Raw genomic sequence first — 23,315 nt, 5'->3', positions numbered from 1 at the left:
AATCAGATTGCTTCGTAAGCTGTTTGCAATGAGGCGGCCACCTGGTACCGGTCGTCGCCGGTAGCATCATGTACAGCCTTTAATACTTCGTATACCTGTTTTATGCCTATCCGTTCGCTCCATTCAAATGGCCCGTAAGGATAATTGGTACCCAAACGCATGGAAGTATCAATATCTTCCGGCGATGCAGTACCTTCCTCCGCAGTGAGATAGGCTTCATTAATGATCATGCATATGACCCGCGGCGTAACCAGTCCTACGGCATCCGCTACCAGCAGGTATTCCCAGCCCAGCTTGTACATCAGCTCGTCCAGTGTTTCCTTTTGCCCTTCGTCCAGCACTGATACTTCCAGCACCGGCATATTCACCATACCCGTCAGAAAATTACAGCCCATGATATTGAAGCCCTGCTCAAACGCATACTGGCTGATAATTTCACTTAACGAGGTTTTCACAATGCCTGCCAGCACGGGAACACCCGGATTTTTAGCATACACGAGCGCATGATCCGGCCGGTCGTCGAAAATAAGATCCAGCACCAGGTCAAATGCTTTAAGGGATAAAACCTCTTCCAGGCTTGTTTTCCACTGTACATCATGATGCTTTCCCATTCCCTTTTCCTGCAATTCATCAAAGCGCTGCGCATCTGCTATTACCAGGATATTCATGTGTTAAATTTCGGCAAACCTAATAAAGAATCAGTAATTATAATGCATCTGCACGGCATACATTGGTGCGTTCTCAATTATTATTTACTTTCGTTTTCATGGAAAAGCAAATTATTAACACCAGCAATGCGCCCGCTCCTATAGGGCCTTATAACCAGTCTGTGAAAGCGGGCAACACCCTGTATGTATCCGGCCAGATAGCCCTGGACCCTGTTTCCGGCGAACTCGTCAAATCCGGTATCGTAGATGCAACACACCAGGTAATGAAAAATTTACAGGCTGTTCTCACCGCAGCCGGACTTGGGTTTGAGCACGTTGTAAAAACCACCATCTTTTTAACAGATATGAAAACTTTCCCACAGGTGAACGAAGTATATGGTAGTTATTTCAAGGGCGATTTTCCTGCCCGGGAAACGGTAGAGGTGTCTGGATTGCCTAAAGGAGTGGAAGTGGAGATTTCTGTAATTGCAGCAGGCGCTTAGTATTGCTGTAGCATAGCGAAAAGGGATTGCGATAAATGCCCGAAGCTGTAGCAGTACAGCGGAAAAAAATTGCAGCCGGCGCTTAAAATTATAAGAGCAGATTGCATACTGCCTGATATTGGAGTGAAACAGCGGAGGGATGAATACCCCTCCGCTGTTTTATGCGTTATTTCCCAAATAAAGAAGCCGCCAGTTTTTTGTCGTGGCCATATACATCATCCCGGAAGTTCAGCCGCCCATCGCTGTCTACAAAGGCGGTGAAATACACGATGAAAACAGGAACCTTCTCTTTTATGGTTACATACTTTTCTTTGTTTCCATTCATCGCCTCATCAATCTTCTTTTCTGTCCAGGCCGAATCCCCACGCAGCAGCCATTCCGCCAGGCGTTTGGGTTCTGCCACCCTGATGCAGCCATGGCTGAAGGAACGCTTGTTTTCTCCAAACAGGTAACGGGCGGGCGTATCGTGGAGGTAAATATTATACTCGTTGGGGAACAGGAATTTTACTTTGCCAAGCGAGTTTTTTCCCCCGGGTTTCTGCCTCACGATATATGGAAAATTCGCACCGGAATATTTTGCAAAATTAATAGAGCCCGGGGCAATCACTTTCCCGCTGGCTCCCACAATTTCCATATTCTGCCGGGCAAGATATGCACCGCCACTGCGTTTCAGGCCAGGCAATACTTCTCCGCCCAGGATGCCCGGCGGTACATTCCAGTAGGGGCTGAATACAATATAACGCAGGTCTTTTGTGAAAATAACCGTGTTGGCGCCAGGCTTTCCTACCACTACGTTGCAGCTCCACGACAACTTTCCTTTATCATATGCATGCATTTTAAACTGCGGAATATTCACCAGGATATAATCAGTAGTGGGCTCAATAGGTACCCAGCGGAGGCGTTCCATATTCACCAGTATTTTCTGGATACGATCCTGTACCGGGGTATTCAGTGCATCCAGTACGCCTTTGGTAATGAGGCCATCTTCTTTCAGCCCCATTCTCAGCTGGAAATTACGTAGCGCTGAATCCAGCGCTGCGTTGAAGCGCTTGCTGGTATCGGTTCCGGGTAGGTCGCCATAGGCTTCCAGCCTGGCTTTCACTGCAGCAATCACTTCCGCTGAATCGCCTTTCTTAAAGCTTTTCTGGGTAGTACGGATGGAATCCCATTTAACGGAAGATTCAATTTTCGCCAGTTTTTTCAACTGCTGGCGTAACATAATGTATTGCCTGTTTACCGGCTCATCATCTTCAAAAGCATTGTTCTTTTTATTCACCATAGAATCCAGCAGGCTCTCCATATCTATTTTCTTGCGGGGAATAAACCATTCCAGGTCTTTGGCAGTATCAGCGGTGAGCCCGCCCCATACTTTATTTCCATAGGCAAAGAACTGGGCGGTGAGCAGCATTTCAATACGGGGAACGGCGGTATCCCCAGGCTTCAGACCTACATCGCTCACAAGGAGGGTGTCGGTAAGCCGCTGCAGATCCGGGTTCATCAGGCTGCTGTCTTTAATACCATAGGCCGCATCATTCTTCATCATGTTAATGAAGTTACCTGCCTGTTCGGTAAGCCCGTCTTTATTGATCCATGCAAAGTGATAGTCCCGCTTGCGGTAGAAGTTCCGGATATACTCATCATAGGCGTCGTACGATGTATGGGATTGCAGGAAATTATTGACATAATTGCTGTCGATAGTTTGTTCAATATACTCCTGTTTAGTATAGTGAGTAGTATCTCTTGCTTTGTTTTTTTTCCGGGATCCGCCCTGCTGCTGGCAGGCAGCGAAAATAATCAGTGTCAGTAAGGCCAATGAGGAGTAAAAACGTATAGTCATAAGCGTAATGGATATTAATTATTTACTTAGAACAAACATGACGATCAAACTGTTGGGATTATAAGGGTATTGGTGGTAAATGTATGAAATATATGCACTTATCGCTTCAGGCCGTTTGTTAAAATCTGTTGTATCATCTATATTTAATATTAAAAGGTATAAAAATGAACAAACCTGCTCCTTTGGAAACCATTCCTGTAAAGAACACGATTGCCGGGCATTACGGCCGGTTTGTACACGGCAATAAGAGCACGCTGGCCTTCTGGGAAATAAAGGCGGGATCTGAGTCGCCGGTACATCAGCATCCGCATGAGCAGATCACTTACATAGCCGAAGGCGTTTTTGAAATGAGCCTGGATGGCCGCAAGTATACGCTGCATCAACATGATACGCTGGTAATCCCGCCGGATACGCCGCACGGCGGCCGGGCGCTGGAAGATTGTAAGATCATCGACAGTTTCAGTCCTGCAAGGGATGATTACAGATATTAAAAAGAAAAGGTCCCGGTTAAACCGGGACCTTTTCTTTTATAATTTGATCTCTTCGTCGTTCGCATCAAAGAAGCGATATTCAGTAAGATGGTAATTGGAGTCTGCCTTGAGTTTGATCCATTTTTTATATTGGAAATACCATTTCCATTGTTTGGATGCCAGGAAACCTTTGGTAAGGTATGCATGCAATATAGGGTGAATGCGTATAGTAAGACCTTTGTGTTGGTGATTCAGCAGGTATTGCAGGTTTTTCTCGATATCTTCGAGGATCAGCATGGATGCGCCGATTTTGCCGGTGCCCCTGCAGGTAGGGCAATCTTCTGCCACGGAGATGGTGATCTCTGGTTTTACCCGTTGGCGGGTAATTTGCATGAGCCCAAATTTCGAGATAGGCAGGATGGTATGTTTGGCTCTGTCCTGGGCCATGAATTTCTCCATAGCTTCAAAGATGGCCTTTTTGTTTTCCGGCAGTTTCATATCAATGAAGTCAATGATAATGATACCGCCCAGGTCGCGCAGTCTTAACTGCCGGGCAATTTCCGCAGCTGCTTCCAGATTGGATGCGAGGGCATTCTGTTCCTGGTTGTTGCTGGAGCTTTTATAGCCGCTGTTTACGTCTATAACATGCAGCGCTTCCGTGGCTTCAATGATGAGATACACCCCACTGTCGAGGTTTACGGTTTTCCCAAAGGAGGCTTTCACCTGCCGGGTAATACCGAAGTTATCGAAGATGGGAGAACCGTTGTTATAATAGTTAACGATATCAGACTTTTCCGGCGCTATCTTCTGGATATACGTTTTGGTGTCTGTATAGATATTTTTATCGTTTATAACGATGCGGTTAAAGCTTTCATTGAGCAGGTCACGGAGGATGCTGGCGGTTTTGGTTTGTTCGCTCAGTATCTTTTGGGGGGCTACGCCTCCATTGAGATTTGCCTGGATATTTTTCCAGGTTTGAACGAGGGTGGTCAGATCTTCGTGTAATTCTGCGGTTTTCTTTCCTTCAGCGGCGGTGCGTACAATAACGCCGAAATTGGGCGTTTTGATGGCTTCCACTATTTTCTGCAATCTTTTTCTTTCTTCGGAGGAGTGGATTTTTTTAGAAACCGCAACAATATCATTAAAGGGTGTTAACACTATAAATCTTCCGGGTAAAGAAATTTCGCAGCTAAGGCGCGGGCCTTTAGAAGAAATGGGTTCTTTCAGAATTTGTACGAGGATATTGGGTTTACCTCCCAGTACATCCGTAATTTTACCGGTCTTAACTATTTCCGGTTCATTTTTAAATTTGGTAAAGTCAAATCCATCGGGCGTTTTATCGCTGATGGCCATTGAAGTAAATTTAAGAATGGAGCGGATATAGGGGCTTAGATCCGTATAATGTAAAAAGGCATCTTTTTCAAAGCCTACGTCAACAAATGCAGCATTTAAGCCGGGTATCAGCTTTTTTACCTTACCCAGGTACAAATCGCCTACTGAGAAGTTAGGATTGCCACTTTCGTGATGTAATTCTACTAGCTTCTTATCTTCCAGTAACGCAATTTCCACCCCTGTGGGAGCCGCATTTATAATAAGTTCCTTATTCAAGCGTCCAAAATTTTAACCTTTAAAACTTCACCTTTATGCTATGCACACGGCTATTTAAGAACAGCTTACTGCATACCAAAACAATAGCTCACCTATAAAGTTAGCGTATTTCTTCACGTTCGTGATGAATGGATTGCTTAAGGGTTCAGCGATCACTGCAGGTAATGTCCGGAGAATTCAATTGCGGGATCTATGGAAACAACCTGCATGACTATAGCAATTTAAGAAGTAAATGCTAGAATCATGCAGGATATATGAAAATTTTTATCCGACCACCGCGCCAGGAGCATACCTTGTTAGTATAAATGGCGGGAAACTGGAGTAATTATTTCTTCTTACTTTTATGCCGGTTCTTTCTCAGTCTTTTTTTACGCTTGTGAGTGGCAATTTTATGTCTTTTTCTTTTCTTACCGCAAGGCATACGCTGATACTTTTTTAAATGATTGAAAAATAATATTATTGAATACTTTTAATGTAACTATCTACTTCCTTCTTCAGTTCCGGGTCGGTCATGAGTTGTTTGCTTTTTTCAAACAGTTCAATCGCTTTTTTCTTATCCCCCTTACTCCTGTACGATTCTGCCAGCACAAATAACACTTTTGCATTATCCGGGTGGTTCTTCGCAACGCCTTCCAGTCTTTCGATAGCTTTATCGTACTGACCTGATGTGATAGCAAGGTTAGCCAAAGTAACCTGTGCGTCAATATTATCAGGGTGTGCTGCAACGACTTCTCTCAGCTTGGCTACGCCGGTCATAGGTTCACCGGTGTTCATATACACCATAGCCTGTGATATTTTCAGCGTATCATTTGCCGGGTTCAATTGTATTGCCTGGTCAAACAAAGTGATTGCCTGCTGGGCTTCCCATTTTGCCACACGAGGATCTTCTGCGTGCTGCAAGTGGGCTAAAAATAAATTGGCTGCAAAGGTGAGGCTTTTTTCGGAATTTTCCAACTTAGCGGCTTCTCCGAGGTAATAAGCTGCTACGGGCAGCTGGTTGAGGCTGTCCCAGGTGTTATACAACTGACGGTACGCGGCTATCTGTTGGGTTTTCACATCCCCGCGGACAACATTTGTTTCAATGGTATTTACCTGTAAAAGTTTATCAGCAGGAATTTTCCCCTTAGCTGTTTCCAGCAGTTCAGAGAAGGCAATAGGTGCTATGTCCTGTCCACCCTGCATAGGGGCGGCAGATGACATAGGTTTCTTTTCCGACCGGGGCACGGTACGGCCAAAGGCGAATAATATCACCAATAGTGCTACCGCAGCACCCACCAGAAGAACTTGTGATTTTTGCATCGCCTAAATTATTAGGCTGCAAAATTAAGAACTTTTGAGCTTCTTTACTTCAGCAACGAATTCTTTCGAAGGTTTAAATGCCGGAATAAAGTGCTCGGGGATCTCCACAGCTACGTTCTTCTTGATGTTCCGTCCAATTTTTGCGGCCCGTTTTTTTGTGATAAAACTTCCAAACCCACGGATGTAAATATGTTCTCCGTTAGCAAGAGCTTCTTTCACCTCTTTAAACATAGCCTCAAGTGTGACTAGCACATCAACTTTGGGGATGCCGGTTTTTTCAGCAATGTTGTTAATTAAATCAGCTTTTCTCATATGAAAGCGAGAGATTACTTTACTCTCAAAGTTAATTTAAAAATTCTAATTGCTGAATTTTAAGCAAATAAATTTTATCATTTTTTCTTATAACTGGTATTGGCGATAAATTATATTTATTTGCAGGCCCGGAAATGTGTATCGGTTGTACCATATAGGGTTGTGTACAGCATTTGCCATATCAATATACTAAATAATTTTATTAAAATAATATATAAATGATATCACCCCGACAATTTTTTACGGAAAAATTACTGGAATGGAACCGGGAAATGAATACCCGCAGCATGCCCTGGAAAGGTGAAAAAGATCCATACCGTATCTGGTTATCGGAAATCATTCTCCAGCAAACCCGCGTGGAGCAAGGCTGGCCGTATTATGAACGATTTATTCAGCACTATCCGGATGTAAAAAAACTGGCAGCTGCACCGGAAGAAGAAGTGTTCCGTTTATGGCAGGGACTAGGTTATTATGCCCGCTGTAAAAATATGCTGGCAGCTGCCCGCGAAATTGCGGATACCTATCAAGGCAAGTTCCCGGACCGGTATGAACAGATCAAAGCGCTCAAAGGGATAGGCCCCTACACGGCTGCTGCGATCGCTTCATTTGCCTTCAATCTTCCCCACGCAGTACTGGATGGCAACGTTTTCCGGGTGCTCTCCCGCTATTTTGGGATAGAAACCCCGATCGACAGTACCGCCGGCAGGAAGCAATTTGATACACTGGCGCAGGAACTGCTGCCACAGGGGCGCTCGGCGGAATACAACCAAAGCATTATGGACTTTGGCGCTGTTATATGCAAGCCCCAGCAACCCCTTTGCGGGGAATGTGTGCTTCGCAAAAAATGCGTAGCCCTGCATGAACAAACCATTCCACATCTCCCGGTAAAAACCAAAAAACTGGTTATTAAAAAAAGATATTTCAATTATCTCCTCGTACAGTACAAAGATGACATCTATATCCGTAAAAGAACGGATAGCGACATCTGGCAGAATCTTCATGAGTTCGTTCTCATTGAAACAGCAGGCCCGGCAGATATCACATTGCTGCAGTCGTCCGGCGCCCTCGCCCCTATCCTGGGAAAAACTGCTTTTGAAATAGAAAGGATATCCGCTCCCTTTAAACAACAGCTAACCCATCAAACCATTCACAGCCAGTTCATCAGCATCACCGTAAAAAAAGCGCCGGTAATCCCCGGGTATATAATGGTACCCAGGAACAGCCTGAATAAATACGCTTTCCCGAAGACAATTACAACTTTCCTGGAAAGTAATCACCTGCAATTATTTTAAGGAACACGTATAGAGAATAAAAATATACATTAAGTGTTAAGCCAGTTCCGTAATAGCGCCGGATAACAAAATCCGGCTTAACCTGCTGCCAGTAAGAAATTTTTCACTATCGATTGGAAAAAAATATTAACTTTAAGAAGGTTGTTTATTTATTAAAAGAAGAACTTTTTAACAATAGACTAAAAAAACCTACAACTATGAGAGGTGTTAATAAAGTAATCCTGATAGGCAATTTGGGCAGAGATCCGGATGTACAGTTTCTGGAAGGTAATATTGCAGTAGCCAAATTTTCACTGGCTACCACTGAAACGTTCAAAGACAGAGCCGGCAAGCTCATTTCACAAACAGAATGGCATACAGTGGTGCTATGGCGGGGACTGGCCGAACTGGCGCAGAAATACCTGCACAAGGGCAGTCTTGTTTACATTGAAGGCCGCTTGCGCACCCGCAGCTGGGAAGACAAAGAAGGCAATAAGAAATTTGCCACTGAAGTTGTAGGAGACAACCTGGTTATGCTGGATAAACGCATGGACCTCAACAACCAAGATCACCCCATACCTCACCATAGCAGTACAGGTTCAGGCGGTGGAGAAAACTTTCCGGGACTGGAAATACCCCCTTCATTGAACGAACCCGCAGACGATCTGCCTTTTTAGTTGCAAAAAGATATTAAGTTTTGAACCTGCGTAATCCCTTTTAGGGACATTACTTATATTTGCGTGCAGGGAAAGCAATTCTATGAATTACTTTCCCGCTATTTTTGATTAATTACATCAAAGTTGAACATCTTGGGCATCCTTTCGGCAAGCTACGTATCCTATTTTTTACAAGCCAGCGCACCAATTGGCGCCCCTAACGTGGTGGTATTTCTGCTTGTTATTTTTATCCTGCTTCTGCTCACCTTCATTGTTGCCGGTGCAGAGGTCGCCTTCTTTTCCCTTAATCACAAGGATCTGAATGTGCTCAAAACACGGCAGAACGCCTCCGGCAAACTGATCACCCGGTTGCTGGAAAAGCCTAAATCACTGCTCGCGTCCCTCCAGATAGCAGGGGTGTTGCTCATGATCGCGTTTATCATGATCACCAATTACCTGATTACCCAGATGGAAGACCTGCAAACCTTGCCGGTAGTTTCCCTCCTGGTAAGGATTTCCGCTATCTGCCTCATCCTGCTGTTCTTTGGCCAGATCCTGCCCAGGGTATGGGCTGCTCAAAACAATATCCGTTTTGCCACCTATTTTGCGTGGTTTGTGAGCGGCGTACACGCCACCATGGAACCGATCAGCGATTTTTTTGTTGGTCTAAGTACCAGCATCGAAGACCGGTTCTTTCACCGGGGCACAGGTCCGGTGAACTACCAGGAAATTGACCAGGCCATCGAAATGAGCGTAGATGCCACCGCTTCCCAGGAAGAAAAAAATATCCTGAAAGGGATCCTCAAATTTGGTAATATCACTGTAAAGCAGATCATGCGCGGGCGTTTGGATGTAAATGGCGTGGAATACGACAGCTCTTTTGCCGACATTGTAAAAAGCGTAGCCGACCTGCATTACTCCCGTTTGCCCGTCTATAAAGATAACCTGGACAACATTGTAGGGGTTATTCATACCAAAGATCTCCTGCCCCACCTCGATAAAGGCAGTAGCTTCGACTGGCACGAAGTAATGCGCCAGCCTTTCTTTGTACATGGCCATAAGCTGATAGAAGACCTGTTGTCTGAATTCCAGAGCAGGCGGATGCACTTTGCCGTGGTAGTGGATGAATTTGGTGGTACTTCCGGCATTGTAACACTGGAAGATATCATGGAAGAAGTGATCGGCGATATCAAAGATGAATTTGATGAAGAAGAATTTAACTACAATAAAGTAGATAACTTCACTTACGTATTTGAAGGCAAAACTATGCTGAACGACGTTTGCCGCATTATGAACATCTCTCCCGAAACATTTGAACCTGTAAAAGGTGAAAGTGACTCCCTCGGTGGTCTTATACTGGAACTGGCCGGAAAATTTCCTGAAGAAAACAGCGTTATTAACTACAATAACTTCGATTTCACTGTACTGGAAGTCAATAAAATGAGGATCCAGAAAGTACAGGTAACCATCAGGCCGGATGCCGCTGAATAAGTATAACCGCCTGCTAAACAACCGTAAGATGCCAGCGACTAATGGAAAGGCCCTCGCCCTGATCATGGGGCTGTTGTGTATATTTGCAGCCTGTGAAAATGTGCCCACGCCAAAGCCCCGTGGCTATTTCCAGGTAAAGTTCCCTGAAAGGAAATACCGCACCTTTGACATGCCCGGATACCCCTACACATTTGAGTATCCCGCATATGCCAATATCGTTAAAGACACCTCTTTTTTTGGTGCTGCACCGGAAAATCCCTACTGGATCAATGTCGACTTTCCTTCTCTGAACGGAAAAATCTATATGAGCTACAAGATCATAGGCCCGGGCAATAATAGCTTTCAAAAACTGGTAGACGATGCCTTTAAAATGACTTACAAGCACACCTATAAGGCAGAATATATTGACGAGAACCGGATCCATACCACGAACAATGTAAGTGGTACCTTCTACGAAGTAGGCGGCAACGCCGCTTCCTCCAAACAGTTCTTCGCCACAGATTCGGTAAAACATTTCCTCCGGGGAGCCCTCTATTTTGATGTTACCCCCAATGCCGACTCCCTGGCACCCGTGTACAAATTCCTGGAACAGGATATGTGGCATATGGTGGAAACCCTACGCTGGAGATAAGCCCTGAATACTGTAACTTTGTGGTCTTAATAAGATTGTCTGTTATCATTCCAGGCAAAAGACCATTCCCGATGATCATCATTGACGATAAATACATAAGTGACGAAGTAATTGAGGAGCAGTTCGTGTGCAATCTGTCGGCCTGCAAAGGTGCATGCTGTGTAGCGGGCGACTGTGGCGCTCCTTTGGATAAAACAGAAGTTAAAACCCTGAAGAAAATTTATCCGAAAATCAAATCCTACCTCCGGGAAGACGGTATCAGGGAAATTGAGCATACCGGTACCAATACTATTGATGATGAATATGGGTATGTGACACCGATTGTGAATAAAGGCATCTGTGCATATGCTACCATAAATGACCAGGGCATAGTAGGTTGTGGTATCGAAAAAGCATATAATGACGGTGTGGTTGACTTCAAAAAACCCATCTCCTGTCATCTCTACCCTATCCGTATTAAGAAGTACGAAACATTTGAAGCGGTGAACTACGACCGCTGGGACGTTTGCAAACCAGCCTGTAAAAACGGTAAAACCCTGCAGGTGCCAGTGTATCGCTTCCTTAAAGATGCTTTGATCAGAAAATACGGCACGGAATTTTATGAAGTGCTGGATAACATCGCAAGAAAAGAACACGGGTAAATCATTTTTAGATTTAACTATCTTTAATTAGGAATATTGCTTGCTTATGCATCAGATAGCATCTACTTTTCTGGAAGAAAGTGAAAAGAAAGCGTCCGATCTCGGCCACCGGCAGACGATCAACTTCAATATAGGTAAATACAATACAGCTGTCAAAGCCGGTAAACAACAGTTTACGGATTTGCCGGGAGCAAGAGAGAGAGCCAAGAACATCAAGTGGAGAGCTATTGAGCACCTGGATAATCACCTGGAAGAATTTGAGCAAAACTTTACCCGCCGTGGAGGTAAGGTAATATGGGCTGAAACCGCCGAACAGGTGCAACAGGAAATACTGGCCATTTGCCAGGCCAAACAATGCAAAAGCATTGTGAAGAGTAAGTCGATGGCTACTGAAGAAGTACACCTGAATGACTTCATGGAAAAGAACGGCATCGAATGCGTGGAAACTGATCTCGGTGAATATATACAACAACTTGACGGAGAACCGCCCTACCACATTGTTACACCAGCCATGCACAAAAGCAAGGAAGATGTAGCCCGTTTATTTGCCGAAAAACTGGGCACTGACCCTGGTCTTACTCCCGAGCAGCTCACCCTGGTAGCCCGGGAAAAGCTGCGCCACAAATATCTCCAGGCGGAAATAGGTATCACCGGCGCCAACTTTATCATAGCAGATACCGGCTCCATTGCCGTTACAGAAAATGAGGGCAACGCACGTTTAACCACTGCATTTCCCAAAACACATATTGTATTGGTGGGTATTGAAAAAGTATTACCCTCTATTACAGACCTGGGGCTGTTCTGGCCATTACTGGCCACCTATGGTACCGGTCAGCAGGTTACCGCTTACAACAGTATTTTCAGTGGTCCACGCCAGGAAGGGGAAACAGATGGCCCGGAAGAAATGTACGTGATCCTGATGGACAATGGCCGCACGAACATCCTTCAGGATACTACTGCCCGCGAAAGCCTTTACTGTATCCGCTGCGGCTCCTGCCTCAATGCCTGTCCCGTTTATAAAAATATTGGCGGGCACTCCTACGCCGCCACTTACAGCGGACCTATCGGTTCAGTGATCACTCCCCACCTGAAAGGGATGGATTCATACATGCACCTGAGCTTTGCATCATCGCTTTGCGGCAACTGTACCGAAGTATGCCCCGTTCGCATTAACCTGCACGAACTGTTGCTCCACAACCGCCAGAAGGCCGTAGAGGAAAATTATACTTCCGGTGGAGAGAAATTTGCCTGGTTTATGTGGAAGCAGGGTTGCAGCAGCCGTAAAATGATGAATATGGCAAGTGGCAAAATGAAGAATTTCCTGCTGCGGAGATTCTTTGCCAAAAGCTGGGGAGATAACCGTGAATTACCGGTATTTGCTGCCAAATCCTTTAACCAGCTGTGGAAGGAACGGAAATAGCTACTTATCTTTTTTTACTGTAAACTTTACCCTGATCTTTACTTTGGCCGGCTTTCCGTCTGATGCGGGCGCCCATGCGGGACCTTCTTTGATTACACGGATCGCTTCAGCATCACACTCTTCATTCAGGTGACGGATAATTTTAAAATCCTGCAGGCTGCCATCCGGCATAACGATAAAGGATACACGTACTGTACCCGAATACTTATTCTCCGGGTTAACCGTTTTGGTTTTCAGGTAATTTTCAAAGGCGGTTTCACCTGTTACCGGAGCAGGCGCCCGGTAGGCAGTGTTATCATCGTCTGATGATATATTCACTCCCGCCGCTCTACCTGCCAGCATTCGCTGTGCACTGGAATCAGTAATACTGCTCTGCTGAAGCACACTTACCGAACCTGTTACATTTTGCTTCTTTTGTATGCCATAACCTATTACCACTACTTCATTCAAAGCATTTCTCTGGCTATCGGGTTTTCCCAGTGCCAGGCTGCCTTGTCCGCGGATCCTTATCTGTGTGTCTTTTTTATCAGAAGGAGAAATCACAAGATTCCGTTGATCTTCCCTGCGCTCTACCTTTAGACCAGGTGTGACGGCAGGAACGCTGGTTAAATCAGGAGCCTTTTTATTGGTGGCCGGAACTGTTTCATTAACCTTTTCATTTTGGACATAAGGTATTATTCTGTCTGTTGCTTCTGTTGCCTGTTCCTGGCTTTCCTGCTGCTTTTTAGCTGTTTCAGGAGCGGCTGGTGTAGCGGGAGTACTTTTTTTAGCAAGATGATCTGCATTTGCCGAGGCTGGAGCAGTATCCCCATGCTCGGAGAATACCGGTGAAGCCTGCGGAGATGGCTCAGGGGTATTTACCCCGGCGATAGGTGCTGTCTGCTGTTGATTCCAGAGGAACCAGCCCGCCGAAAACATGAGGAGCAAAATAGCCGCCGCGGCGGCAGCCCGGTAAAGCATAGGACGGATGCGGCCTCTGGAAGCAACTCTGTCCGACAACCTGGAAACAAGTTCTTCCTGGTGAGCGGCCTGTTCCGGTGTATGCAGAGAATATCCTTCCAGGGCATCTGCCAGGAATGGGTCATCCAGGGCCTGGCGTTCCAGGGCATGCATGGCCTTATCGTCCAGCTCCCCCGCCAGGTATTGGCGGATGAGCCCGGCGAGTTCCTCCGGTTTTATATGTGGCCGCTTATCAGTCATGCTGTTGTTCCATACATATTTTCAGGTTACGCTTTCCGTTCTGGATATAGCTTTTCACCTTATTCATTTCATACCCGGTAATAACACTTACTTCCCGGTAGCTTTTTTCTTTCAGGTAGAACAGGTCTACACTGCGCTTTTGCTCTTCCGGTAAGGTTTCCAGGCACTTTTCCATGCTCTGCAGGTTATCTTCCAGGGACATTCCATTTTCATGATGCCCGTTTTCCTGGTTTTCCACAATGAGGTGGTCATCAATAGATACCTGCCGGGATTCCTTATTTTTCATAGCCCGCAGTTTCATTAAGCAATGATTCCGGGTAAGTACATGCAGCCAGCTTTTAAAATTCTGGACTTCATGTTGTTTCAGCTTTACAATTAACTCCTCAAAGATCAGCATTACAGCATCTTTACTGGCTTCTTCATCAAAATATCTCAGGCATACCCCGTACACCAGGTTCATATAACGCTGGTAAAGGGCTGCGAGAAAGTCCAGTTTCCCGGTGGCTTTAAACTCACCGATCAACCAGGCATCATCTGCATCCTGCATGATATTTTGTTTGATAAAAGACATTTATGGCGGCTGTTCTCTGGCCTTAGCTTTAAAATTATATTGATTTACAAGCCAGCAATACTATTATTTTTTTTGAATATTATAAGATGAAAATAAGAAAGCACCGGGAATTCCGGTGCTTTCTCTTATAAATTCCAATAATTGTTATTAGTGCCTGAAGTGACGCATACCAGTCATCACCATTACCATATCATGTTGTTTACAGAATTCAACAGAGTCGTTGTCTCTTACGGAGCCACCGGGTTGAATTACAGCTGTAATGCCGTGTTCATGTGCAATGCTCACACAGTCGTTGAAGGGGAAGAAAGCATCAGAAGCCATGGCTGCCCCTTTCAGGTCGAAGCTGAACTGTTCTGCTTTTTCAATTGCATGACGCAGGGCATCGATACGGGAAGTTTGGCCGCAACCTTTGCCAATCAGCTGTTGATTCTTCACCAGGGCGATAGCATTTGATTTCAGGTGTTTGCAAACGATATTGGCAAACTCCAGGTCAGATTTTTCAGCTGGTGTAGCAGGGCGGGCGCCTACATCATTCCATTCTTTGTAATTCCCATTGTCGCTATCCTGCAGTAATACGCCGTTCAATACATTTTTGAACATGTATTTGCTTTTCACCGGTTGTTTCTGCTCCAGGAGAATACGATTCTTTTTAGCCTGCAATACAGTAAGCGCATCTGCATCAAAGCCCGGTGCGATCAGGATCTCGAAGAAGATCTCGCTGATAGACTCGGCAGTAGTTTTGTCGATAACCTTGTTGGTGACCAGCACACCGCCAAAAGCGCTTTCCTTGTCGCCCGCCAGCGCTGCATCCCAGGCTTCCTTCAGGGTAGCCCTGGATGCGATGCCGCAAACGTTGGTATGTTTGATAACAGCAAAGGTGGTGGCTTCAAATTCCTGGATAAGCTGGCAGGCAGCATCTACATCCACCAGGTTGTTAAAGGATAACTCCTTGCCATGCAGTTTGTTAAAAATTTCATCGAGATTACCATAGAAAACGCCACGCTGATGCGGGTTTTCTCCGTAACGGTTCACCTGTCCTTCCGGAACAGAAAGCTGGAAGTTTACTCCTGGCTCATTATTCAGGAAATACTGGGAAATTGCCACATCGTAGTGGGCGCAAACTTCAAATGCTTTGGCTGCAAAGCTCCTGCGGTCTTCGATGGTAGTAGCGCCATTGTTATCAGTCAATACTTTTTCAAGATCTGCATACTGATCTTTGGAAGCAACAATTACTACATCTTTATAGTTTTTGCCGGCTGCACGGATCAGGGAAACGCCGCCTATATCAATTTTCTCGATAATAGTTTGCTCCACCGTAGTGCTCTTTACGGTTTCTTCAAATGGATACAGGTCAACGATTACCAGGTCTATTTCCGGTATCTGGTATTCTTTGAGTTGTTCCAGGTCCTGTGGGTTATCGCGACGGGCCAGAATACCACCAAATACTTTAGGATGCAGGGTTTTAACGCGTCCGCCCAGTATAGAGGGATAAGCGGTCAGGTCTTCAACAGCTTCACATTTCACCCCCAGGTCCTCAATAAATTTTTGTGTACCACCGGTGGAATAAATGGTAACACCCTGTTCACCTAATTTTTTAACAATGTTCTCCAGGTTATCTTTATAGAAAACGGAGATCAGCGCTGATTTAATTTGCTTTTGCATGAATGGAAAACATTAGAAATTAATAACATAGGCTCCCTGGTCCGGAACCGAAAAGAAGCGCAAAGTTAACACGTAACATTCATTTTTCCATTGTCTGATTCCTAAAACACCGGAGAATGGTTCCCGGATAGGGTTACTACTGATATAAATACTTGTGAAATAAGGCTTTAATTTGAAAAAATCCTTATTTTGGCTACGGATTGTTAATCCCATTGTGCCCGCTTAAATCAAATCCCTATATGAAAAGAATCATCTTATTGTTTTCCTTGATTTGCCTGCTTAGTACTGCAAAAGGCCAGGTTTTTTGTGATACGGTAATAACGTTTGACCGAACCGCCGCCCCATTAAATGGGACAAAAATTAGAACGAATCTTCCCTTTACCAACGGGGTAGAGATGCCTACCATTATTTTGGAAGGTTATAACTATGTTACCGCTGAGCCTATTGGGTTAATCATCAATTTCTACATTTATGGTGGTATTTTCCAAAACACCCGGGTTTCTTCGTTTGGCGCTTATACTCCACGTATTTACCTGGCTAATGAGAATGGGAAAGTGATTATTTTTCTGGATAGTAAAGACTATTATCAACGTTTTTCCATCAGAGCATTCGCCAGAGGACTTCCTATGGATATTCCTTCAAGCTACCAGGGGTGGAGTATTGTTGACGAGGCTGTTTTGGCAACCGCTACACAAAAAACAGAACTTAACTATCTGAATAAATATGCAGGCACTGTACTATTTCCGGGTAATGGTACCTGGAAAAATACGGGACGTGTTGGTATCAATATCACTTCGCCTTCCGCTCCACTGCACGTTATAGCCACTGCCCAAGACACTGTTGCCGGATATAAACTGGCGGCGATACTTGGCAACGCCTATAACGAATGGACTGCTTTTGGAGCAGCCAATGGCGGCAAGATCCGCGGCAGTAATGAAGGTTACCTTGTACTTGAAACAAATTCGGCAGGTTCTGATAAAAAAATATATTTAAATGCGCAGTCACCAGGTAACATTATTATGGCCACTGGCGGAGGAAACGTTGGGATTGGTACTGCTGATCCCAAAAGTAACAAGCTGGCAGTAGAAGGCACCATTGCCGCCAGAAGGGTAAAAGTAACCCAGGCTAACCCGTGGCCCGACTATGTTTTCGGTGACAACTATGTACTAAAGTCTCTTTCGGAAACAGAAAAATTTATACAAGAGCATAAGCATCTGCCTGAAATACCATCTGCCAAAGAAGTAGCGGAAAACGGTCAGGATCTTGGTGAAATGAACCGAAAGCTGCTTGAAAAAATGGAGGAAATGACTTTGCATATGATCAGGATGCAAAAGCAGATTGATCAGCTGGAAAGTCAGATCAAAAAGCAACAGTAGCCGTGCGTGCATATCAATCCTTGCCTTCACAGGAAAACAAGGATTGATATGCAAACCCAAAGAAACGTCTCCCGGCTTTCATCACCCGGGATACAACCATCCTCCAAACTCAGGTAATGCAAACGGGGTAATCATTTGTAACACAGTCCCGATTACATTCAACGGCGCTACAGGCAATATCAACTCTGTACCCTTGTTCAGCGCAACTTTAAAACAAATGCTCCCTGCTCTCCGATGGAATAATACTTCACTCGCATCATTTCACATTCACGCTTCCATTTCCTGATCCTCCACGAGCTGTTGGAAGCCGCCAGGATAAGCGTATCAAAAGTATAAAAATCACTCAGCCGGCGGATACTCACAGGTGGATTACATGTTAACAAAATATAGTTAGCCGCGAATTTTTCAGACGGGGAATGTTCGGGTAGCATACTGTCTATGATCAGGAGCCTTTTACCCTGAAAGCTCAGAAAGCGGCCATATTGCTGAAACGTGGCAACGCCCCCTGTCTGAACGCGCAGCCCAGATCGCGCATTGAGTAGTTGCTGCGCCACAGGCAATTGCCAAACACTGTCGCTGCCGGCAAATTGCACGTTATTACCTTTAACGCAATCAATAGCCATATAGGCGGGCACGTTATAAATGATCAGGCTGCATTGTTGTCTGCAAGCTAAAATCCATTGTACACGAACAATGAGAAATGCCCAGGCGCAGAAAAGCCCTGTCCACAAACCAGGTCTGAACTTTACCAGCAACCACAGTGCCAGCCCCGCAATTAACAGATAGAGCAACAGGGTTTGGGCCAGCGTGCAATGAATGTTCCTGATCAGCGCACCAGGTAACTCTCCTATCCAGCTAACACAACTATTCATGGAAAAAATGAGGTATTTCAGCCCTTTGCCCAGCCAAACTGCCGGAAGCCCTAAAGGAGCAACAAACAGGAGAATTACTTCTCCATAAATAATCACGGTAGATAAGGGCACTGCTACCAGGTTAGCCGGCAGAAAATAGTTAGGAAACTGGTGAAAATAAAATAAACTCACCGGCGTGGTGCTCAGCTGGGCAGCGAGCGATACAGCTGTCATTTGCCAAAGCCAGTCGGCCCACCTATATTTCCATTGAAACAGCTGGTAAACCGGCTGGTAAAAAAGCAGGATCCCAAGTACCGCCAAGTACGACAGCTGAAATCCTGCATCCAGCACCAGGTACGGGTTAAAGCACAATAGCATGGTAGCAGAAGCAGCCAGTGTGTTATAAATACTACTATGGCGATACAATATAAAGCGCCCTATGGTAATACCTGTAAACATCACTGCAGAGCGAAGCACAGATGCTGATGCCCCGGTAAGCAATGCAAATCCCCACAGCACAAGCAGAACGATCACTGCTTTCGTGAAATTCATCCAGCGATGCGCGGGCAACCATTGTAATAACCACAACAGGGTACCATACAACAGTGCGAGGTGCATTCCTGATATGGCAATCACGTGCACAATTCCTGTATTACTGTAACTCTGTACCACTTCCCGGTCCAGATCCTGGCGGTAACCGATCAGCAGTGCTTCTGCCATACCTGCTTCAGGTCCATTGCCGATAAATTTTTTCAGATTAGATAAACAATATTCCCTTGCCTGCAGCAATAACTGCTGAACAGGATGACCGCGGTTATGTGGTAACCGGTAAAAATCCTGCGGACGGAGGAATAGTTGCTGATAAACCTGTTGCGTTACCAGATATTGCTGATAATCAAATGCGCCTGGATTACCATTAAACTTAACAGATTCGGGCCTTTTACGGGCTATCAGTTCATCGCCGTAGCGAAGGGCCGGTGAGCTGCTGTCTTTCCCTATATAAACCAATAAATAGCCTTTTGCAGGCATCCATTCACCCTGCCTGTATACCGCCATTACCTGTACCATAGTTTTGAACGAACGGGATTTTTCCTCCGGAGGCGCTTTAATATGCAATAAACACAAGGGCGTATCATCATTAATGTAATGACCGTAAAACCCCTTACTGCGACGCAGATCAGCATTATGCAACAACAGGCCACCACAACAGCAGATCAATATAAAAAGAAATATCCCTGGTAACCAGGTAGCCCTAAACCGCCACTGTAGCGGTAAAAAGCGAAATGCCAGCACGCCGGCAATACAACTGCCAATCAATATAATATATAAGGCAGCATGCACTGGTATGTTTAACTGAAGTACTATACCAACTACTAATGGTACAATGATACGCAGGAAGGGCGCACGTTTCCAGCACATCACAACAAACAATGTTGATTCAAATTCCATGCAGGGTTAACTTTATCAGTCAACACAAAATTCTTGTTTATAGATGGCAAAAGTGTTTTGGAAATGTTAAAGGACCGCTCAGGAAGCTGCTAATATTTATATATGATCACTTGAGAATTTCCACTTTCAGTAAATAAATCCCCATAAATCAATAAATATTAATAGTTATTTATCAATTTAATAATCAATAAATAAAATATTATTAATTATGTCATCTGTTATTGATTAGTTAACATCTCTTTTAAATATAATATTATTTGTAAACTGCATTACCGGTCACGCTATATGAATTGTATCAAAATTCAATAGTCGTGTCTTTAATGGTTATTTTGAGGGAAAAGAAGGAGCCTGATTTTTATCAGGCTCTGTTATTTTTGAGATAAATCGATTTATATAAAAAGCCCTTCCGGCATACACCGGAAGGGCTTTATTATTTATCCTTAACAGGAATTATTTACTCAGATACATACTCTTTTCCTTGAACAATTGTCTGAAGTACGGATCACGCAGATCTTTGATAAAGCGGATTGCTTCTCCCGTAGATTTCATTTCGGGCCCCAGCTCTTTGTTCACGCCCGGAAATTTGTTGAAAGAGAATACCGGCTCCTTGATTGCAAAGCCCGTCAGCTTCTTTTCAATAGTGAAGTCTTTCAGCTTGTTGGCGCCAATCATCACTTTGGTAGCGATATTCAGATAAGGCACCTGGTAAGCTTTGGCGATAAACGGCGTGGTGCGTGATGCACGCGGGTTAGCTTCAATCACAAACACATTACCATCTTTGATTGCAAACTGAATATTGATCAAACCACGGATATTCAACGCACGGGCTATCTTTTCAGCATAGTACTCCATAGTGGTCACTTCAATCGGCGACAGGTTGAAGGCCGGCAGCAAAGCATGGCTGTCGCCACTGTGGATACCTGCCGGTTCAATATGCTCCATCACTCCCATCACATGAAAATCAGTACCATCAAAAATACCGTCTATTTCTGCCTCCTGGCAACGATCCAGGAAGTGATCAATCAATATTTTGTTACCTGGCAGATGTCTGAGCAGGCTCAGTACAGATTCTTCCAGCTCTTCTTCATTAATAACAATCCTCATACGCTGACCACCCAATACATAAGAAGGACGCACCAGCACAGGATAACCTACTTCTTTCGCCACATCAATGGCATCATCTGTATTATAGGCAGTACCGTATTTAGGATAAGGAATACCCAGGTCTTTCAGCATGTCGGAGAAACGGCCACGGTCTTCCGCAATATCCATATTATCAAAGGAAGTTCCGATGATCTTTACCCCATTTGCTTCCAGGCGTTTAGCCAGTTTCAGAGCGGTTTGTCCACCCAGCTGCACAATCACACCTTCCGGTTTTTCCAGTTCAATAATCTCCCAGAGATTCTCCCAGAACACCGGTTCAAAGTACAGTTTATCCGCCATATCAAAATCGGTGGATACTGTTTCAGGATTACAGTTCACCATGATTGCCTCGTATCCGCAATCCTGGATGGCCTGTAAACCGTGGGTACAGCAATAATCAAACTCAATACCCTGGCCAATCCTGTTGGGACCGGAGCCGAGTACAATGATCTTCTTCCTGTCTGTTGGAATACTTTCGTTGACAGTATCGAAAGTAGAATAGAAGTAAGGCGTTTTAGCTTCAAACTCTGCGCTGCAGGTATCCACCATTTTGAAAGTACGGGTAATGCCCAATTCTTTACGTTTGGCATATACTTCGTCTTCATCGCAATCACCGAACAATACAGACAGCTGTGCATCGGAGAAACCAAGTTTCTTGGCATCCCTGAGCATATCAGCAGAAACTGATTTCAGTTCAAGTTCTGCGAGCTGTTTTTCCATATTCACAATATCCTGGATCTGGTTCAGGAACCAGCGGTCGATGTACGTAAGCTGGTGAATATGCTTTACAGACACGCCAGCCATCAGGGCATCCTTGATACGGAAAATACGATCCCAGGTAGGGCGCTTCAGTTTTTCAACCAATTGTTCGCTTTTCATGAGCGACTTACCATAGTAACCGAGTCCGAGTGCATCGTTCTCGAGGCTCTGGCAGGCCTTCTGCAGCGCCTCAGGGAAAGTACGTCCGATAGACATAACCTCTCCAACTGATTTCATCTGCAAGCCTAAAGTATCATCAGCACCTTTAAATTTATCGAAGTTCCAGCGCGGCATTTTTACGATCACATAATCCAGTGCCGGTTCAAAGAAAGCAGAGGTAGTTCGGGTGATCTGGTTTTCCAGTTCATCCAGTGTATAACCAATAGCCAGTTTCGCGGCGATTTTTGCAATCGGATAACCGGTTGCTTTGGAAGCCAGTGCAGAAGAACGGCTTACACGCGGATTAATTTCAATGGCGATCAGTTCTTCGTTTTCGGGATTGAGCGAGAACTGTACGTTACAACCACCGGCAAAGTTGCCGAGGTCGCGCATCATTTTCATAGCCTTGTTGCGCATGTCCTGGAATGCAGTATCGCTCAGGGTCATTGCCGGTGCCACAGTAATGGAATCACCGGTGTGGATACCCATCGGATCCAGGTTTTCCACGGTACAAATGATCACCACGTTATCATTCTTATCACGTAATAATTCCAGCTCATATTCTTTCCATCCGAGCACGGCTTTTTCTACCAGCACTTCATGAATGGGAGACGCTTTCAGACCACGGTCCAGCGCTTCGTCCAGGTCTTCCTTGCTGTGCACAAAACCTCCACCGGTACCACCCAGTGTGAATGAAGGACGGATCACCAGGGGGAACCCGATCTCCTGGGCAAACTCTTTACCTTCCAGGAAGGAATTAGCTGTTCTGGCCGGTGCTACCGGTATTCCCAGCTGTATCATCCACTGGCGGAACTGTTCACGGTCTTCCGCTTTATCAATGGCTTTGATATCAACCCCGATCAGGCGAACATTATTTTTTTCCCATATTCCCAGTTCGTCTACTTCTTTACAAAGGTTCAGCGCAGTTTGGCCGCCCATAGTAGGTAATACGGCATCTATCTGGTTTTCTTCCAGGATCTGCTCAATGCTTTCCACGGTCAGTGGCAGCAAATAAACCTTATCAGCCATCATTGGATCCGTCATGATGGTAGCCGGGTTGGAATTAATCAAAATCACTTTAATTCCTTCTTCCCGCAGCGAACGTGCTGCCTGGGAACCGGAATAGTCAAATTCGCAAGCCTGACCAATAATAATGGGTCCAGAACCGATAATGAGTACAGATTTGATAGATGAGTCTTTTGGCATTTGTGTAATCTATTGAAAATGAAAAACCAAATTGATCTTTCTGCCGTATGAGGGAACAAAAAAATCGTGCAAAGCTACGGCATTGAAATTTATAAATGGCAATAAATTTTGTTTGGGAAGAAGAATTTTTTTGGGAGAAGAGATAAATGCTTA

At 44.9% G+C, this 23,315-nt stretch carries 19 protein-coding genes; 9 read left to right on the top strand and 10 right to left on the bottom strand.

What is annotated here, in order from left to right; genetic code table 11:
* Positions 1-2: 2 nt before the first annotated feature.
* Positions 3-668, bottom strand: a complete 666-nt coding sequence (locus VIM72_RS19475) for a 3-hydroxyacyl-CoA dehydrogenase family protein (protein WP_332004489.1) — start codon at positions 666-668, stop codon at positions 3-5.
* Positions 669-766: 98 nt separating this feature from the next.
* Here VIM72_RS19475 and VIM72_RS19470 point away from each other — a divergent pair, with 98 nt between their 5' ends.
* Complete coding sequence (locus VIM72_RS19470; RefSeq protein WP_332004488.1) at positions 767-1,150, top strand: RidA family protein; 384 nt, start codon at positions 767-769, stop codon at positions 1,148-1,150.
* Between the two features lie 166 nt (positions 1,151-1,316).
* Here VIM72_RS19470 and VIM72_RS19465 read toward each other — a convergent pair whose 3' ends face one another.
* Positions 1,317-2,987, bottom strand: coding sequence for a L,D-transpeptidase family protein (locus VIM72_RS19465; protein ID WP_332004487.1), 1,671 nt, complete (start codon positions 2,985-2,987; stop codon positions 1,317-1,319).
* Between the two features lie 164 nt (positions 2,988-3,151).
* On the opposite strand from VIM72_RS19465, the gene VIM72_RS19460 reads away from it, so the two are divergent.
* Complete coding sequence (locus VIM72_RS19460; protein ID WP_332004486.1) at positions 3,152-3,478, top strand: cupin domain-containing protein; 327 nt, start codon at positions 3,152-3,154, stop codon at positions 3,476-3,478.
* A gap of 36 nt (positions 3,479-3,514) precedes the next feature.
* Here the strand turns inward: VIM72_RS19460 and VIM72_RS19455 are convergent, their stop codons facing one another.
* From VIM72_RS19455 to VIM72_RS19445, 3 genes are all read right to left on the bottom strand, one after another.
* Positions 3,515-5,065 carry an Rne/Rng family ribonuclease gene (locus tag VIM72_RS19455; protein ID WP_332004485.1) on the bottom strand — a complete coding sequence of 517 codons (1,551 nt, stop codon included), beginning with the start codon at positions 5,063-5,065 and terminating at the stop codon, positions 3,515-3,517.
* A 456-nt stretch (positions 5,066-5,521) separates the two neighbouring features.
* Positions 5,522-6,364: a tetratricopeptide repeat protein gene (locus tag VIM72_RS19450; protein ID WP_332004484.1), complete on the bottom strand. Its 843-nt coding sequence runs from the start codon at positions 6,362-6,364 to the stop codon at positions 5,522-5,524.
* Between the two features lie 24 nt (positions 6,365-6,388).
* Positions 6,389-6,691 (bottom strand): HU family DNA-binding protein, encoded by a 303-nt coding sequence (locus VIM72_RS19445; RefSeq protein WP_260607449.1) that lies wholly within the window; start codon positions 6,689-6,691, stop codon positions 6,389-6,391.
* A 203-nt stretch (positions 6,692-6,894) separates the two neighbouring features.
* On the opposite strand from VIM72_RS19445, the gene mutY reads away from it, so the two are divergent.
* The 6 genes from mutY to VIM72_RS19415 all read left to right on the top strand — a co-directional run bounded on the left by mutY (position 6,895) and on the right by VIM72_RS19415 (position 12,786).
* Positions 6,895-7,968 carry an A/G-specific adenine glycosylase gene (gene mutY / locus VIM72_RS19440; RefSeq protein WP_332004483.1) on the top strand — a complete coding sequence of 358 codons (1,074 nt, stop codon included), beginning with the start codon at positions 6,895-6,897 and terminating at the stop codon, positions 7,966-7,968.
* 197 nt (positions 7,969-8,165) lie between these two features.
* A complete protein-coding gene (locus VIM72_RS19435; RefSeq protein ID WP_142684729.1) occupies positions 8,166-8,624 on the top strand; it encodes a single-stranded DNA-binding protein in 459 nt (152 codons plus the stop codon).
* Positions 8,625-8,756: 132 nt separating this feature from the next.
* Positions 8,757-10,094: a gliding motility-associated protein GldE gene (gene gldE, locus VIM72_RS19430; protein WP_332004482.1), complete on the top strand. Its 1,338-nt coding sequence runs from the start codon at positions 8,757-8,759 to the stop codon at positions 10,092-10,094.
* 28 nt (positions 10,095-10,122) lie between these two features.
* Complete coding sequence (locus VIM72_RS19425) at positions 10,123-10,725, top strand: hypothetical protein (protein ID WP_332004481.1); 603 nt, start codon at positions 10,123-10,125, stop codon at positions 10,723-10,725.
* 20 nt (positions 10,726-10,745) lie between these two features.
* The gene (locus tag VIM72_RS19420) at positions 10,746-11,366 is read left to right on the top strand and encodes a DUF3109 family protein (protein WP_332004480.1); all 621 of its coding nucleotides are present in this window, start codon (positions 10,746-10,748) and stop codon (positions 11,364-11,366) included.
* A gap of 46 nt (positions 11,367-11,412) precedes the next feature.
* The gene (locus VIM72_RS19415) at positions 11,413-12,786 is read left to right on the top strand and encodes a LutB/LldF family L-lactate oxidation iron-sulfur protein (protein WP_332004479.1); all 1,374 of its coding nucleotides are present in this window, start codon (positions 11,413-11,415) and stop codon (positions 12,784-12,786) included.
* On the opposite strand, the gene VIM72_RS19410 is transcribed toward VIM72_RS19415, so the two are convergent.
* From VIM72_RS19410 to purH, 3 genes are all read right to left on the bottom strand, one after another.
* Positions 12,787-13,986 (bottom strand): TonB family protein, encoded by a 1,200-nt coding sequence (locus tag VIM72_RS19410; protein ID WP_332004477.1) that lies wholly within the window; start codon positions 13,984-13,986, stop codon positions 12,787-12,789.
* Positions 13,979-14,533 carry a sigma-70 family RNA polymerase sigma factor gene (locus VIM72_RS19405; protein ID WP_332004476.1) on the bottom strand — a complete coding sequence of 185 codons (555 nt, stop codon included), beginning with the start codon at positions 14,531-14,533 and terminating at the stop codon, positions 13,979-13,981. The genes VIM72_RS19410 and VIM72_RS19405 overlap by 8 nt, the downstream gene beginning before the upstream one ends.
* A 171-nt stretch (positions 14,534-14,704) precedes the next feature.
* Positions 14,705-16,219 (bottom strand): bifunctional phosphoribosylaminoimidazolecarboxamide formyltransferase/IMP cyclohydrolase, encoded by a 1,515-nt coding sequence (gene purH / locus VIM72_RS19400; protein WP_332004475.1) that lies wholly within the window; start codon positions 16,217-16,219, stop codon positions 14,705-14,707.
* A 239-nt stretch (positions 16,220-16,458) separates the two neighbouring features.
* Between purH and VIM72_RS19395 the strand changes: the two genes are divergently transcribed.
* Entirely contained in the window at positions 16,459-17,595 is a 1,137-nt protein-coding gene (locus tag VIM72_RS19395; protein WP_332004474.1) for a hypothetical protein, read from the top strand.
* 197 nt (positions 17,596-17,792) lie between these two features.
* Here the strand turns inward: VIM72_RS19395 and VIM72_RS19390 are convergent, their stop codons facing one another.
* Both VIM72_RS19390 and carB read right to left on the bottom strand, forming a co-directional pair.
* On the bottom strand, positions 17,793-19,895 hold the full coding sequence (locus tag VIM72_RS19390) for a ComEC/Rec2 family competence protein (RefSeq protein WP_332004473.1): 2,103 nt from the start codon (positions 19,893-19,895) through the stop codon (positions 17,793-17,795).
* 450 nt (positions 19,896-20,345) lie between these two features.
* Positions 20,346-23,162: a carbamoyl-phosphate synthase large subunit gene (gene carB / locus VIM72_RS19385; protein WP_332004472.1), complete on the bottom strand. Its 2,817-nt coding sequence runs from the start codon at positions 23,160-23,162 to the stop codon at positions 20,346-20,348.
* Between the last annotated feature and the right edge of the window lie 153 nt (positions 23,163-23,315).

Source organism: Chitinophaga sp. (assembly GCF_036569185.1).
Classification (GTDB): Bacteria; Bacteroidota; Bacteroidia; order Chitinophagales; family Chitinophagaceae; genus Chitinophaga.
This window is presented reverse-complemented; position numbering and strand designations above follow the sequence as displayed.